Source organism: Kitasatospora sp. NPDC058162 (assembly GCF_042884005.1).
In the GTDB taxonomy this organism is placed as follows: Bacteria; Actinomycetota; Actinomycetes; order Streptomycetales; family Streptomycetaceae; genus Kitasatospora.
The window spans coordinates 50,912-65,670 of the sequence record NZ_JBHVUS010000012.1; the positions used below are offsets into that span (position 1 = coordinate 50,912).

Below are 14,759 nucleotides of genomic sequence, written 5' to 3' on the forward strand. Positions count from 1 at the left end.
CGCCCGGCCCGGGTACCCGCGCCAGCACTCCGTCCGGCACCCGTGCCGGCACCCCGTACGGCCCCCGACCCCGGGCGACGGCCCGGGCCAAGCAGCGAGGACACCCGAGTACTCGATGACGCAGATCGCGCTGATCGCCCTGGCGCTGGTCGCCGCCGCGGCCACGGTCGTGCTCGCCCGCAGCCGGGCCGGGGCCGTCACCCGGGCCGCGGCCGCCGAGGCGGCGCTCGGCCACGACGCCCAGCAGGCCCGCGCCGCGGAGGCCAAACTCGCCCGCGCCGAACGCCAGTTGAACGAGGCCCAGGAGGCCGTACGGAACTCCGCCGAGCAGGCCCGGCGGGCCGAGGAGCAGGCCAGGGCCGCCGATCAGCGGGGTGCCGCCGCCAACGCCCGCGCCAAGCAGGCGGCCGTCGACGCCGAGGAGGCGACCGCCCGCGCCGAGGAGGCCGGTGCCCGGCTCGCCGCCGCCGAGTGGCAGGCCGACGCGCTGCTCGCCGAGATCGGCCACCTCGCCCAGGAGCGGGTCTCCGCCACCGCCGTCCGGCTGACCCACGTCAACGCCCAGCAGGTGGGCCCGCTCGACGCGCAGGCCGTCGGTCCCGAGGCCGTCCGGGCGCTGCAGTCCGTCCTGGACGCCGCCACCGCGGCCCTCGCCGACGAGCGCGAGCGGGTCGACGCCGCCGCCCGCGCCGCCATGCGCGGCGCCACCTCCCGGATCCAGACCCTGCTGTACCAGATCCAGAGCCTGGTCCAACAGCTTCAGCACGACAACGACGACCCCCGGCTGCTGGAGGTCGACTTCCGCAACGAGGTCGCGCTGCGCCGGATCCAGACCGTCGCCGTGCTCTGCGAGGCCTGGCCGGGCCTGGCCCGGACCGACTCCCCGCTCGCCGAGGTGGTCGTCGGCGCGCTCTCCCGGGTGCCCGGCTACGCGCGGATCAAGGTCGCCAACCACCTGCGCGAGCAGCGGCTGGCCGTGGCCGCCCGGGCCGCCGAGCCGATCGCCATCGCGGTTGCCGAGCTGCTCGCCAACGCCACCGCCTACTCCCACCCGGAGACCGACGTCCCGGTCACCATCCAGCAGGGCGGCCGCGGCGCGCTGGTGATCATCGACGACAGCGGCATCGGGATGGACGAGGACCAGCTGCGCCGGGCCCGCCGCCTGCTGGCCGGCCCCTCGGACGTGCTGCTCACCGAGCTGGGCAACCCGCCCAAGACCGGTTTCGCGGTGGTCGGCAAGCTGGCCCGGCAGTACGGCTTCACCAGCCACATCGAGCCCTCGCCGTACGGCGGCATGCGGACCATCCTGCGCATCCCCGCCGCCCTGGTGACGGTGGTGGACGACGAGCAGCCGCTCTCGGTGCTCACCCCGCTGCCGCTGCGGGCCGGCAGCGGCCCGGCGCCGGCGCCCGCCGTCGCGGCCGTCCCGCCGATGCGGGACGCCGACGAGCAGGACGGGCCGGTGCTCGCCGACCGCCACCACCAGCCCGGACCGCACCCGGCGCCCGCCATCCGCGTGGTCCCCGACCCGGACGCGGGCACCGCCCCGGGCGCTGACCCGGGCGGGGACGGCAGCGGCCTGCCCAGTCGGCGCCGCCGCCGCCCGCTCACCGCCGAGGAACCGGCGACGGGCGGGGCGGCACCGGGAACGGGGACGGGGACGGGGACCGGCCCGGGGGAGCGCCCCGCGCCGTACGTCCGCAGCCCCGAGCAGGCCGCCGCCCACTGGCAGGCGCTCCAGCAGGGCACCGACTCCGGCCGGGCCGCCGCCGCGCAGGCCGACTCCGGCAGCGCCGGGACCACCGGGACCGGCGAGACGACCAGCACCACCGACACCACCGCCGGCCGCGACACCGGTGACCACACCACCGGACCGACCTTAGAAGGAGCCGAGCAGTGAGCAGCAGCTCGCCCAGCCCGACCGCCACCGAGATCTCCTGGGTGCTGAACCCGCTGCTGGAGCTCCCGGGGGTGCTGCACGCGGTGGTCGCCAGCGGTGACGGCCTCGTCGAGGCCGCCTCCGACAGCCTCGGCCGGGCCTCCGCCGAGCGGGTCGCGGCGATGACCGCCACCGTGCACGCCGCGTCCCGTGCCTTCACCACCGCCTTCACCGACACCGAGCGGCCGCGGCTGGCCCAGACCGTGGTGGAGTCCGACCTCGGCTACGCCATCGTCGTCCCAGCCGGGGAGAACACCTCGCTCGCCGTGTTCACCGCCCCGGACGCCCAACTCGGCAACGTGGCCTACCAGATGCAGCTCCAGGTCACCGCCCTGGGCCGGGCCCTCGCCAGCCCGTCCCGGCAGCAGGGGGCCGGCGCGCAGGACGCGGGCACGCAGGGCACCGGCTCGCAGGACGCTCCGACCGGGTCATGACCGCCGTCCCCCGCAGGCGGATGGTGCCCGCCTACCTGGCCACCGGCGGCCGCAGCCGCCCCGGCACCGACGGCTTCGAGCGGCTGACCGTCCTGTACGCGGACCGCGTCGAACCGCCGGCCGAACTCGAACCCGAGCACCGCCGGCTCTGGGAACTGCTGCGCCCCGGCGCGCTGACCGTGGTGGAGGCCGCCGCCCACCTGCGCCTGCCGGTCAGCGCCACCGTCTTCCTCGCGGCCGACCTGGTCGAGGCGGGCTGTCTGCGCGCCCGCGCGCCGATCCCGCGCGCCCAGCAGACCGACCGCTCCATCGTCGAGAGGCTCCTCGTTGGACTCCGTGCACTCCGGTGACCCCGGGACCGGCCCTGGCTCCGGCCTCCCGGCCGGGCGGTCGAGCCGGGTGGGCTACCTGCCCGACCGGGACCAGCTGCTGATGAAACTGGTGGTCGCCGGCCCGTTCGGGGTCGGCAAGACCACGCTCATCCGCACCCTCTCCGAGATCGCCACCCTGCACACCGAGGAGGCGATGACCGAGACCGGGCGCCCGGTGGACGACCTGGCCGGCCTGCCGGAGAAGACCACCACCACCGTCGCGGTGGACTTCGGCCGGCTCACCCTGCCCGGCAACACGGTGCTCTACATGTTCGGCACCCCCGGCCAGCGCCGCTTCTTCCCGCTCTGGCAGGACATCGCCCGCGGCGCCCTGGGCGCCCTGGTGCTCGCCGACACCCGGCGGCTGGCCGACTCCTTCGAGATCATGGACATGGTCGAGGAGCAGGGCCTGCCGTACGCGGTCGCCGTCAACCGCTTCCCGGACTCCCCGGACCACCCGCCCGAGGTGCTGCGCGCCCACCTCGACCTGCACGCGGCCACCCCGCTGCTGCTGTGCGACGCCCGCGAGCGCGGCAGCAGCCTCGACGCGCTGATCGCCCTGGCCGAGCACGTCCTCGACACCCTGCCCGCCACCGCCACCGATCCCCAGGAACGCCCGTGACCGTCGAGACCCGACCGACTCCGATCTACGGCCCGGTCTTCGCCGCCGACCCCCAGCTGGTGTACGAGCGGCTGCGCCGCCACGGCGCGGTCGCCCCGGTGGAGATCGCCCCCGGCGTCGAGGCCCTGCTGGTCACCGACTACCAGGCCGCGCTGGACCTGCTGCGCGACACCGACACCTTCTCCAAGGACTCCCGCGCCTGGCAGGCGACCGTCCCGCCGGACTCCCCGCTGCTCCCGGTGCTCGGCTACCGCCCCACCGCGCTGTTCAGCGACGGCGCGACCCACGCCCGCTACCGCGCGGTGATCACCGACGGCCTGGCCCTGTTCGAGCCGCACCGGCTGCAGCGCCAGGTCGCCGAGGTCGCCCACCAGCTGATCGACCGCTTCGCGGCGGTCGGCCACGCCGACCTGATCGCCGAGTACGCCCGCCAGCTGACCGCCTTCGTGCTGACCACCGGCTTCGGCGTGCCGGAGGAGGAGCACGCCGAGGTGGTGGCCGCCATCACCGGGCTGATCGAGTCCACCGCCCGGGCCGGCGCCGCGTACGGCAAGCTCGTCGCGGTGGTCACCGCGATGGTCGCCGAGCGCCGCGCGCGGCCCCGGCACGACCTGGCCTCCTGGTTCGTCACCCACCCGGTCGGGCTGGACGACGACGAGGTGATCCGGCAGATCACCCTGACCATGATCGCCGGGCACGAGCCGACCACCAACCTGATCGGCAACGCCCTGCTGCGCCTGCTCACCGACGCCCGCTACGCCGGCTCGCTGTTCGGCGGCGCGATGACCGCCCACCAGGCGATCGACGAAGTGCTGTGGCACGAGCCGCCGATGGCCAACCTCTCCGCCCACTACCCGCGGTACGACATCACCTTCCACGGCCGCGAGATCAAGGCCGGCTCGCTGGTCCTGGTCTCGTACGCGGCCGCCAACTCCCAGGCCGCGCCGCCCACCGACGGCGACGGGCTGCGCAGCGGCGAGAGCGCCCACCTGGCCTGGGCGGCCGGCCCGCACGCCTGCCCGGCCCGGGACCCGGCCCTGCTGATAGCGATCACCGCCATCGAGCAGCTGACCAGCCGGCTCAGCGACCTCGAACTGTCCACCCCGGCCGACGAGTTGCTGTGGCGCCCGGGCCCCTTCCACCGCGCCCTGGTCCACCTCCCGGTCCGCTTCGCCCCGGTGGCGGGCTGAGGCCGGAGAACGCCGGAGGGGCCCGGACGGCAGCTGCCGTCCGGGCCCCTCCGTACTACGCGGCTCAGTCCGAGTCGGCGGGCCGCAGCGTCAGCGAGATGCTGTTGATGCAGTACCGCTGGTCCGTCGGCGTGCCGTAGCCCTCGCCCTCGAAGACGTGGCCCAGGTGCCCGCCGCACTTGGCGCAGCGCACCTCGACCCGGCGCATGCCGAGCGTGGTGTCCTCGATGTACTCGACCCGGTCGCCGGCCAGCGGCGCGTAGTACGAGGGCCAGCCGCAGTGGCTGTCGAACTTGGTCTCGGAGCTGAACAGCTCCGTCCCGCAGGCCCGGCAGGCGTAGACCCCGACCGTCTTGGTGTCGGTGTACTCGCCGACGAACGGGCGCTCGGTGCCCGCCTCGCGGAGCACGTGGTACTCCTCGGGGCTGAGCTGGTCGCGCCACTCGGCCTCGGACTTCTGGATCTCGTAGCTCATCACGACTCCCGCTCGGCGTACGTCAGACGTTGGAAGCAACGTTCGCGAGGTGCTTGAGAATTTCGGGCCCCAGGTTGGTGACGTCGCCGGCGCCCATGGTGAGCAGCAGGTCGCCCGGGCGGGCCAGGCCGGCCAGCAGGGCGGGGGCGGCGGCGAAGTCGTGCTCGGGGGTGACGTCGGCGTCGGCCCGGCGGGCGGCGTCGATGATCAGCTCGCTGGTGACGCCCGGGATCGGGTCCTCGCGGGCCGGGTAGATGTCCAGCACCACCGAGGCGTCGGCCAGCGCCAGCGCCTGGCCCATCTCCTCGGCGAGCTGCTGGGTGCGGCTGAACAGGTGCGGCTGGAAGACCACCAGGACGCGGCCCTCGCCCTCCAGGCCCTCGCGGATCGCCTCCAGGTCGGCGGTCATCTCGGTCGGGTGGTGGGCGTAGGAGTCGATCACCTGGACGCCGGCCGCCTCGCCCTTGAGCTGGAGGCGGCGGCGCACGCCGGTGTAGGCGCCGAGCGCCTTGGCCAGGTCGGTGGCCGGGACGCCGAGGGCGACGCCGGCGGCCAGCGCGGCCACCGCGTTGTGGGCGTAGTGCCGGCCGGGCACCGAGACGGTGAAGGCCAGCTCGGCGCCGTCCAGGAGCACGGTGACCTCGCTGGTCATGCCGTGGGCGACCACCGAGAGGACGCGCAGGTCGGCGTCCTCGGCGGCGCCGACGGTGACCACGTTGAGGCCCTCGCGGGCGGCCACCCGGGAGGTCAGCTCGCGGGCGCCGTCGTGGTCGGCGGAGACGACCAGGGTGCCGCCGGGGGTGATCCGGCCGACGAAGGTCTCGAAGGACTCGTAGATCTCGTCGATCGAGGCGTAGTTGGCGTGGTGGTCCAGCTCCACGTTGAGCACGATCGCCACCTCGGGCGCGTACTTGTGGAAGCTGCGGTCGCTCTCGTCGGCCTCGGCGACGAAGATCTCGCCGGTGCCGTGGTGGGCGTTGGAGCCGGGCGCGTCGAGGTCGCCGCCGATCGCGTAGGACGGGTCCAGGCCCAGTTCGCCGAGGGCGACGGCGAGCATGCTGGTGGTGGTGGTCTTGCCGTGGGTGCCGGCCACCGCCAGCGCCCGGCGGCCGCCCATCAGCGCGGCCAGCGCGTCGGAGCGGTGCACCACCGGGATGCCGCGCTCGTGGGCGGTGACCAGCTCCGGGTTGTCGGCGCGGATCGCGCTGGAGACCACGATGCTGCTGGCGCCGTCCGGCACGTGCTCGGCGGCGTGGCCGACGTGCACGGTGGCGCCGAGGGCGCGCAGGGCCAGGACGGTCTCGGACTCCTTGGAGTCGCTGCCGGAGACGCTGGCACCGCGCACCGCGAGGATCTTCGCCAGGCCGGACATCCCGGCGCCGCCGATGCCGATGAAGTGCGGGGCGTGCAGGTCGTGCGCGGCGTCGTTCAAGGCGTGGCTCCGTACGGGCGGGATCTGGTGGGCAGGCGGACGGATGCGAATCGTCCTCGCGGGCGGACCGCAAGGACGATTCTGCACCACTGGCGCGCAGAGCTGGAGCGGAGCTAGGAGTCGCTGGCGAACAGCCTGAGCACCGGCACCCCCACCTTGTGCCGGGCCTGGGAGGCCCAGTCGCGGTGGAAGAACTCCTCCACGAAGTGCGGTGAGGTGAGCACCACCACCTCGTCCGCCTCCTGCTGCTGGACCACCGCGCGCAGTCGGTCCAGCGGCTTCTCCTCGACCAGTTCGCCGGTCGCCTCGGCCCCGGCCGCGCGCAGGTGGCGCAGGCTGTGCTCCAGCGATTCGCCGGCCACGGTCGGGCCGCTCTCGGACTCGTCGTGCTCGTGCACCACCTTGTCGAGGTGGCCGAGGGCGACGTCGTCGAGCGCCCGCAGCAGTTCGTCCTGCTTGCCGCGCGGCTGCATCAGGACGACGAAGGACACCTTCTCGTCGCTGTGGAGCGTGGTGACGAGCTCCACGTCCGCGTCCGAGAGCGCCTTTTCGATCATCAGTACCGTCTTGAACACGTGAGTCCCTTCCAGTGGCCGGCCCCCGGGCCCCGGCATCGCATAACGGGATCACGATCGGGGGGTCACGGGGTCATCCGAACCCAGGTGACGCAGGTAGCGGGTGAAGAGGAATCCTTTCTGCTCGATCAATGAGACCAGCCGCATCCGCTGCACGTCAGGCATTTCCGCATCGCGGACGATGCGCGGCGCGTCGCCGCCGGTGACCAGCGGGGCCAGCGACAGGCACAGCTCGTCCAGCAGGCCCGCCGCCGCCAGCTGCCCCAGCAGCCGCGGTCCGCCCTCGGTCAGCAGCCGCGTCCAGCCCCGCTCCACCAGGGCCGCCACGCCCGCCCGCAGGTCCACCGAGCCGCGCCCGGCGAGCACCAGGTCGGCCACCTCGGCGACCTCCCGGCGGCGCTCCTCCGGGGCGTCCTCGACGGTGATCACCACCGTCCTGACCAGCGGTTCCGTGAACAGCGGCGCGCCCAGGTCGAGGTCCAGCGAGCGGCTCACGATCGCGATCGCCGGGGCCGCGGACTGCCCCGCCGCCGCCCGCGCGGCCGCGAACTCCTTACGGGCCCGGGCCGGCCGGTAGCCCTCCGCCCGGACCGTCTCGGCGCCCACCAGCACCACGTCCGACAGGGCCCGCAGCACACCGAAGATCCGCTTGTCGGCGTCCCCGGAGAGGCCCTCGGAGAGGCCGTCGAGCCGTGCACCGCCGTCCAGCCCCGCCACCATGTTGGCGCGCAGCCACGGACGCCCCCGATTCACCTGGTCGGGGTACGCGTAGACGGCGGCGAGCGATTCCAGGTCGGACGGATCGGCGACCGGAACGCCCAGCGGGCTGATCAACTGTTGCATGTCCCCAGTCTTCCACCGCGGGCCCCGCGGGGGCCTTGCGCGGGCCCCGCCCGGGCTCTGCGCGGGCCTTTCGCGGCCCGACCGGAGCGGGTTCGGAGGGCGCGGGGGCGAGGCGTACCCTCTACTAACGTGCCCGCAGCCTCCCGCCCCGCCACCGCGACCGAGTCGATAGCCGCCGCGAGCCCGGCCGGCGCCCCGATCGCGCTCTCCGACCGCCGCCCCGTCGTACCCGCCGAGCGGCTGGTCGCCGAGATGGTCCCGCCGCCCCGGTTCGCCGAGGTGAGCTTCGGGACGTACATCCCGGACCAGACCCAGCCCAGCCAGTACGAGGCCGTCCAGGTCCTGGAGCAGTTCGCGGGCACCCTCGGCGGAGGAAACGGTTCCGCGCCCAAGCGCAGCTGGTTCCGGCGCTCCGCCCCCGCCCCCACCGGCCCGGCCGGCGTGTACCTCGACGGCGGTTACGGCGTCGGCAAGACCCACCTGCTCGCCTCGCTCTGGCACGCCGCCCCCGGCCCCAAGGCCTTCGGCACCTTCGTCGAGCTGACCAACCTGGTCGGCGCGCTCGGCTTCCAGCAGGCCGTCCGGACCCTCTCCGGGCACACCCTGCTCTGCATCGACGAGTTCGAACTGGACGACCCGGGCGACACCGTGCTGGTCTCCACCCTGCTCGGCCGACTGGTCGAGAACGGCGTCAAGCTGTGCGCCACCTCGAACACCCTGCCGGAGAAGCTGGGCGAGGGCCGCTTCGCCGCCGCCGACTTCCTGCGCGAGATCCAGGGCCTGTCCGCGCACTTCCGCCCGATGCGGATCGACGGCCAAGACTACCGCCACCGCGGCCTGCCCGACGCCCCGCCGCCGTACCCCGACGACACCGTCGAGGCCGTCGCCGCCCGCACCCCCGGCGCCTCGCTGGACGACTTCGACGCCCTGCTCGCCCACCTCTCCGCCGTCCACCCCAGCCGCTACGGCGCGCTGCTGGACGACGTCAGCGCGGTCTGCCTGCGCGGCGTGCGCCAGGTCGACGACCAGTCCACCGCGCTGCGCCTGGTCGTCCTCGCCGACCGGATGTACGACCGCGAGCTGCCCATCACCGCCTCCGGCCTGCCCTTCGACCAGGTCTTCCCCGAGGACATGCTGCGCGGCGGCTACCGCAAGAAGTACCTCCGCGCCGTCTCCCGCCTGGTCGCCCTCGCCCGCGACAGCGAGAAGCTGCGCTGAACCCCGCCCGGCCCCCCCGCCTGCATCCGCTGCGCGGGGGGCCCGTAACCCCCGCCCCGGTCGGGCGTTGATCCCTTGCGGATCGGAGGGGCGCATGGCCGACAGCGGGGCGCGGACGGGATACACGGTCGAGATCGAGCCCGAAGTCCGGGAGTGGCTCAGCGGCTGCACACTCACCGAGTACCGGGCGGCCGAGCGCGCCGCCGACCGCCTGGCCGAGGACGGCGAACTGCTGCCCTTCCCGTTGGCCAGCCACCTCGGCGGGGCGCTGCGGGAGTTGCGGATCGGGCCGATCCGGATCACGTACTGGCTCGCCCCCGGGCGGCGGGCTGTGCTGCTGACGGTCTTCCGCAAGACTAGGAACCGCGAGACCGATGAGGTCGAGCGCGCCCACCGAGCCCAGAAGGTGTGCGAGGCCGAGCACGCGCCGGCCGAGGACCACGAGGTCTACGACAGGGACGAGGAGCGGTGATGAGCAGCGGCTACCACACCCGTTGGTCCGTGCCGGCGGAGCACCGCGAGAGCGAGGAGTACCGGGCGGCCGGTCGGCGGATGGCGCTGGCCGAGGCCGTGTACGCCCGCCGCTCCGCGCTCGGCTGGACGCTCGCCGAACTCGCCGAACGGGCCGGGCTCGACGAGGAGACCGTCGAGAGCATCGAGGAGAGCGGGGTCGACCCCACCCTGCCGCTGATCGAACTGCTCGCCGCCGCCTTCGACGCCGCGGTCCGGATCGACCCCGCCCGCGAGCCCGCCATAAGGTTCGAGGCCCACGCGGCCTGAGCGGAACGGCTTCGGTTGTCGGTGGGGGGTCGTACGGTGGAGGCGTGCGTCCCATCACGAGTATTGAGCGGTCCGTGGCGCCCTTCGAGGTCGTCAGTCCCTTCCAGCCGAACGGTGACCAGCCGGCGGCGATCGCCGATTTGGAACGGCGGATCAGGGCGGGGGAGAAGGACGTCGTGCTGCTCGGTGCCACCGGCACCGGCAAGTCCGCCACCACGGCCTGGATGATCGAGAAGCTGCAGCGCCCCACCCTGGTGATGGCGCCGAACAAGACGCTGGCCGCGCAGCTGGCGAACGAGTTCCGCGAGCTGTTGCCGAACAACGCGGTCGAGTACTTCGTCTCGTACTACGACTACTACCAGCCGGAGGCGTACGTCCCGCAGACGGACACCTACATCGAGAAGGACTCCTCGATCAACGAGGAGGTCGAGCGGCTGCGGCACTCGGCGACCAACTCGCTGCTCACCCGCCGGGACGTGATCGTGGTCGCCTCGGTCTCCTGCATCTACGGCCTCGGCACCCCGCAGGAGTACGTGGACCGGATGGTCCCGCTGAAGGTCGGCCAGGAGATCGACCGCGACGTGCTGCTGCGCCGCTTCGTCGACATCCAGTACGCGCGCAACGACGTGGCCTTCACCCGCGGCACCTTCCGGGTCCGCGGCGACACCATCGAGATCTTCCCGGTCTACGAGGAGCTCGCCGTCCGGATCGAGATGTTCGGCGACGAGATCGAGTCGCTCTACACCCTGCACCCGCTCACCGGCGAGATCATCAGCCAGGACGAGCAGATCTACGTCTTCCCCGCCTCGCACTACGTGGCCGGCCCCGAGCGCATGGAGCGGGCGATCACCGGCATCGAGCAGGAGCTGGAGCAGACGCTCGCCAAGCAGGAGAAGCAGGGCAAGCTGCTGGAGGCCCAGCGGCTGCGCATGCGCACCACCTACGACATCGAGATGCTGCGCCAGATCGGCACCTGCTCGGGCGTCGAGAACTACTCGATGCACTTCGACGGCCGCGAGCCCGGCTCCCCGCCGAACACCCTGCTGGACTACTTCCCGGAGGACTTCCTCCTGGTCATCGACGAGTCGCACGTCACCGTCCCGCAGATCGGCGCGATGTACGAGGGTGACGCCTCGCGCAAGCGCACCCTGGTCGAGCACGGGTTCCGGCTGCCGTCCGCGATGGACAACCGCCCGCTCAAGTGGGAGGAGTTCCTGGGCCGGATCGGCCAGACGGTGTACCTGTCGGCGACGCCGGGCCCGTACGAGCTGTCGCGCGGCGACGGCCAGGTGGAGCAGATCATCCGCCCGACCGGTCTGATCGACCCCGAGGTGATCGTCAAGCCGACCGAGGGCCAGATCGACGACCTGGTGCACGAGGTCCGCAAGCGGGTCGAGAAGGACGAGCGCGTCCTGGTCACCACGCTGACCAAGAAGATGGCCGAGGACCTCACCGACTACATGCTGGGCCTGGACATCCGGGTCCGTTACCTTCACAGCGACGTGGACACCCTGCGCCGGGTGGAGCTGCTGCGCGAGCTGCGGGCGGGCCGGTACGACGTGCTGGTCGGCATCAACCTGCTGCGCGAGGGCCTGGACCTGCCCGAGGTGTCGCTGGTGGCGATCCTGGACGCGGACAAGGAGGGCTTCCTGCGCTCCGGCACCTCGCTGATCCAGACGATCGGCCGCGCGGCCCGCAACGTCTCCGGCCAGGTGCACATGTACGCGGACCGGATCACCCCGTCGATGGAGAAGGCGATCGACGAGACCAACCGGCGCCGGGCCGTGCAGCAGGCCTACAACAAGGAGCACGGGATCGACCCGCAGCCGCTGCGGAAGAAGATCGGCGACATCCTGGACACCCTCGCCCGGGAGGACGTGGACACCGACGAGCTGCTCTCCTCCGGCTACCGCAACCAGGGGAAGGGCAAGGCCCCGGTGCCGGCGCTGGGCGCGGAGCGCAAGCCCGCGAAGTCGCTGCCGGCCGCCGAGCTGGCGGAGCTGATCCAGGAGATGACCGACCGGATGCACACGGCCGCCGCCGACCTCCAGTTCGAGGTCGCGGCGCGGCTGCGTGACGAGGTCAAGGAGTTGAAGAAGGAGCTGCGGCAGATGCGCGAGGCGGGTGTGGCCTGACGGGCGTGCCGGGTTTGGCCGGTTCGGCACCGGTCAAGCCCGGCGGTGTCTCAGCCTTGCCACAAACCGGGTAACTCGGAGGAGTCGCGGGTGCCGCAGGCCCTAGGCTGGCCTGCGGCATCGCGCCCCCGGGACGGGGTCGCGGGCCGCCAGCAGAGGGGGCCTCAGCCGGGGGACGGCGACGGGGTGTTCCACCGGGGAGCCGTGCGGCAGCGACCGCGCGGCCGGCAGAGAGGACAACGTCGTGTCGGTGAACCTTGCCAAGGGGCAGCGGGTCAGCCTCCAGAAGGGCGCGGGCGCCGCCCTGACCGTGGTGCGGATGGGTCTGGGCTGGCAGGCCGCCCCCAAGCGGGGCCTGTTCGGCAGCCGGACCAGGAAGATCGACCTGGACGCCTCGGCGCTGCTGTACGCCGAGCGGACCCCGTCCGACGTGGTGTTCTTCCAGCACCTGGAGTCCACCGACGGCTCGGTGCGGCACACCGGGGACAACCTGGAGGGCGGCTCGGGCGACGAGGACGACGAGGCGATCCTGGTCGACCTGCTGCACGTGCCGCCGCACATCACCCAGGTGGTGTTCACGGTCAGCTCGTACACCGGGCAGACCTTCGCCGAGGTGCGCCAGGCGCACTGCCGGCTGGTGGACGAGGCCACCGGGGTGGAGCTGGCCCGGTACGAGCTGGCGGGCGGCGGGCCGCACACCGGGCAGATCATGGCGAAGGTGGTCCGGGACGGCAACGGCGGCTGGGAGATGCAGGCGATCGGCGCCCCGGCGAAGGGGCGGACCTTCCAGGACCTGCTGCCGGCGATCGAGCCGTTCCTCTGACGGTTCTTTACCTTCTTTACCTTTCCTTGCCTCCCCTGTTACTCTCGATGGCAGCGGAGGGGAGTATTCCTCGACAGCCGACCCCGTCATCACGGGTGCCCGTCGTGGCACCCCGGGGCGCTGGCCCGATGGGCGGAAGAGACCTCCGGCAGTGACGACCTGTCTCGCCTAGCTGCCGGAGGAGCAGTAATGGACGTTTCCGTAACCATGTGGGCCACCACGATCGGTGTGCTGATCGCACTGATCGCGGCGGACTTCTTCATCGGAGGGCGCAAGCCGCACGAGGTCTCGATCAAGGAGGCCGGGATCTGGACGGTCGTCTGGGTCGTGCTGGCGCTGCTCTTCGGCGGCTTCCTCTGGTGGCACTCCGGCGCGCAGCCGGCCGGTGAGTTCTTCGCCGGCTACATCACCGAGAAGTCGCTCAGTGTCGACAACCTCTTCGTGTTCATCCTGATCATGGGCAAGTTCGCGGTGCCCAGGATCTACCAGCAGCGCGTGCTGATGTTCGGTGTGATCATCGCGCTGGTGCTGCGGGCGGTGTTCATCGCCGGCGGTGCGGCGCTGGTCACCCAGTTCTCCTGGGTGTTCTTCATCTTCGGCGCCTTCCTGATCTGGACGGCCTGGAAGCTGATCAAGGAGGCCCGGGCCGACGAGGAAGAGGAGGAGTTCGAGGAGAACCGCCTGCTCAAGTCGATCACCCGGCGCTTCCCGGCCACCGAGGACTACCGCGGCACCAGGCTGTTCGTCCGGGAGAACGGCCGCCGGCTGATCACCCCGATGCTGATCGTCATGCTGGCGATCGGCACCACGGACGTGCTGTTCGCCCTGGACTCGATCCCGGCCATCTTCGGCCTCACCCAGGACCCGTACGTGGTCTTCACCGCCAACGCCTTCGCCCTGATGGGCCTGCGCCAGCTGTACTTCCTGATCGGCGGGCTGCTGAAGAAGCTGGTCCACCTGAGCTACGGCCTGTCGGTGATCCTCGGCTTCATCGGCGTGAAGCTGGTCCTGCACGCCGCCCACGAGGCCGGCGCGCACGTCCCGGAGATCGGCATCCCGTTCTCGCTCGGCTTCATCGTGGTGGTGCTGGCCGTGACGACGGTGACCAGCCTGATGGCCTCGAAGAAGGCCGTGCAGGCCGAGCAGGCCGAGCGGGAGCCGGAGAAGCTGGACGCCTGACCCGCCCGCACGACGTGCCGGGGCCCCGCGACGCAGACCGCGTCGCGGGGCCCCTTCGCGTTGCTCGGGCGCGCTACCAGCCGCGCTCGCGCCACTCGGCGAGGTGCGGGCGCTCCGCGCCGAGGGTGGTGTCGTTGCCGTGGCCGGGGTAGACCCAGGCCTCGTCGGGCAGGACGTCGAAGACCTTCTCGGTGACGTCCCGGTAGAGGCTGTCGAAGGCCGCCGGGTCCCCCCAGGTGTTGCCGACGCCGCCCGGGAAGAGGCAGTCGCCGGTGAACACGTGCGGGTGGCCCTGGGGGTCGTCGTAGACCAGCACGATCGCGCCCGGGGTGTGCCCGACCAGGTGCCGGACGGTGAGCCCGACCTCCCCGACCCGCAGCGTGTCGCCGTCCGCGAGCCGCAGCTCGGTGGGCACGTCGATGCCCTCGGCGTCGTGCTCCCCGGCGGCGGTCCGGGCGCCGGTGACGGCGACCACCTCGGCCAGCGCGCCCCAGTGGTCGTGGTGCCGGTGGGTGGTGACCACGGTCGCGAGCTCGTCCCCGACCGTCTCCAGCAGCACCGGGGCGTCGGCGGCCGCGTCGATCAGCAGCTGCTCGTCGGTGGCCCGGCAGCGCAGCAGGTAGGCGTTGTTGTCGTACGGCCCCACGGCCACCTTGGTGATGATCAGGTGGGCCAGCTCCCGCACGTCCGGCGGTCCGCCGACCTTGACCGCTCCGTGGTACGTCATCCGTCCGCTCCTCGTC

Annotated in this window: 16 protein-coding genes; 11 read left to right on the plus strand and 5 right to left on the minus strand. The window is 72.8% G+C overall.

Annotated elements, in window-relative coordinates:
* The first annotated feature begins 115 nt into the window (after window positions 1-115).
* The 5 genes from ACFVXG_RS22610 (at window position 116) to ACFVXG_RS22630 (ending at window position 4,556) form a co-directional block, all read left to right on the plus strand.
* Complete coding sequence (locus tag ACFVXG_RS22610) at window positions 116-1,900, plus strand: ATP-binding protein (protein ID WP_387930077.1); 1,785 nt, start codon at window positions 116-118, stop codon at window positions 1,898-1,900.
* Entirely contained in the window at window positions 1,897-2,373 is a 477-nt protein-coding gene (locus tag ACFVXG_RS22615) for a roadblock/LC7 domain-containing protein (protein ID WP_387930078.1), read from the plus strand. Before ACFVXG_RS22610 ends, ACFVXG_RS22615 begins: the two co-directional genes overlap by 4 nt.
* Window positions 2,370-2,723 carry a DUF742 domain-containing protein gene (locus tag ACFVXG_RS22620; RefSeq protein ID WP_387930080.1) on the plus strand — a complete coding sequence of 118 codons (354 nt, stop codon included), beginning with the start codon at window positions 2,370-2,372 and terminating at the stop codon, window positions 2,721-2,723. The genes ACFVXG_RS22615 and ACFVXG_RS22620 overlap by 4 nt, the downstream gene beginning before the upstream one ends.
* A gap of 82 nt (window positions 2,724-2,805) precedes the next feature.
* Window positions 2,806-3,366, plus strand: coding sequence for an ATP/GTP-binding protein (locus ACFVXG_RS22625; protein ID WP_387930345.1), 561 nt, complete (start codon window positions 2,806-2,808; stop codon window positions 3,364-3,366).
* Window positions 3,363-4,556 carry a cytochrome P450 gene (locus ACFVXG_RS22630; protein WP_387930082.1) on the plus strand — a complete coding sequence of 398 codons (1,194 nt, stop codon included), beginning with the start codon at window positions 3,363-3,365 and terminating at the stop codon, window positions 4,554-4,556. The genes ACFVXG_RS22625 and ACFVXG_RS22630 overlap by 4 nt, the downstream gene beginning before the upstream one ends.
* 64 nt (window positions 4,557-4,620) lie before the next feature.
* Here the strand turns inward: ACFVXG_RS22630 and msrB are convergent, their stop codons facing one another.
* The 4 genes from msrB to ACFVXG_RS22650 form a co-directional block, all read right to left on the minus strand.
* Complete coding sequence (msrB, locus tag ACFVXG_RS22635) at window positions 4,621-5,031, minus strand: peptide-methionine (R)-S-oxide reductase MsrB (RefSeq protein WP_387930084.1); 411 nt, start codon at window positions 5,029-5,031, stop codon at window positions 4,621-4,623.
* A gap of 22 nt (window positions 5,032-5,053) precedes the next feature.
* The gene (murC, locus tag ACFVXG_RS22640; protein ID WP_387930086.1) at window positions 5,054-6,463 is read right to left on the minus strand and encodes a UDP-N-acetylmuramate--L-alanine ligase; all 1,410 of its coding nucleotides are present in this window, start codon (window positions 6,461-6,463) and stop codon (window positions 5,054-5,056) included.
* Between the two features lie 113 nt (window positions 6,464-6,576).
* Entirely contained in the window at window positions 6,577-7,038 is a 462-nt protein-coding gene (locus tag ACFVXG_RS22645; RefSeq protein WP_387930088.1) for an indole-3-glycerol phosphate synthase, read from the minus strand.
* A 51-nt stretch (window positions 7,039-7,089) separates the two neighbouring features.
* Complete coding sequence (locus tag ACFVXG_RS22650) at window positions 7,090-7,881, minus strand: pyrimidine reductase family protein (RefSeq protein WP_387930090.1); 792 nt, start codon at window positions 7,879-7,881, stop codon at window positions 7,090-7,092.
* Window positions 7,882-8,049: 168 nt separating this feature from the next.
* On the opposite strand from ACFVXG_RS22650, the gene zapE reads away from it, so the two are divergent.
* From zapE to ACFVXG_RS22680, 6 genes are all read left to right on the plus strand, one after another.
* Entirely contained in the window at window positions 8,050-9,099 is a 1,050-nt protein-coding gene (gene zapE, locus ACFVXG_RS22655) for a cell division protein ZapE (RefSeq protein WP_387930347.1), read from the plus strand.
* Window positions 9,100-9,193: 94 nt separating this feature from the next.
* Window positions 9,194-9,571, plus strand: a complete 378-nt coding sequence (locus ACFVXG_RS22660) for a type II toxin-antitoxin system RelE/ParE family toxin (protein WP_387930091.1) — start codon at window positions 9,194-9,196, stop codon at window positions 9,569-9,571.
* Entirely contained in the window at window positions 9,571-9,879 is a 309-nt protein-coding gene (locus ACFVXG_RS22665) for a helix-turn-helix domain-containing protein (protein ID WP_387930093.1), read from the plus strand. The genes ACFVXG_RS22660 and ACFVXG_RS22665 overlap by 1 nt, the downstream gene beginning before the upstream one ends.
* Window positions 9,880-9,923: 44 nt before the next feature.
* Entirely contained in the window at window positions 9,924-12,014 is a 2,091-nt protein-coding gene (gene uvrB / locus ACFVXG_RS22670; RefSeq protein ID WP_350509331.1) for an excinuclease ABC subunit UvrB, read from the plus strand.
* 244 nt (window positions 12,015-12,258) lie between these two features.
* Window positions 12,259-12,837 (plus strand): TerD family protein, encoded by a 579-nt coding sequence (locus ACFVXG_RS22675; RefSeq protein ID WP_387930095.1) that lies wholly within the window; start codon window positions 12,259-12,261, stop codon window positions 12,835-12,837.
* Window positions 12,838-13,026: 189 nt separating this feature from the next.
* Complete coding sequence (locus tag ACFVXG_RS22680) at window positions 13,027-14,016, plus strand: TerC family protein (protein WP_387930097.1); 990 nt, start codon at window positions 13,027-13,029, stop codon at window positions 14,014-14,016.
* Window positions 14,017-14,089: 73 nt separating this feature from the next.
* Here the strand turns inward: ACFVXG_RS22680 and ACFVXG_RS22685 are convergent, their stop codons facing one another.
* Window positions 14,090-14,743 (minus strand): MBL fold metallo-hydrolase, encoded by a 654-nt coding sequence (locus ACFVXG_RS22685; protein ID WP_387930099.1) that lies wholly within the window; start codon window positions 14,741-14,743, stop codon window positions 14,090-14,092.
* Window positions 14,744-14,759 lie beyond the last annotated feature (16 nt).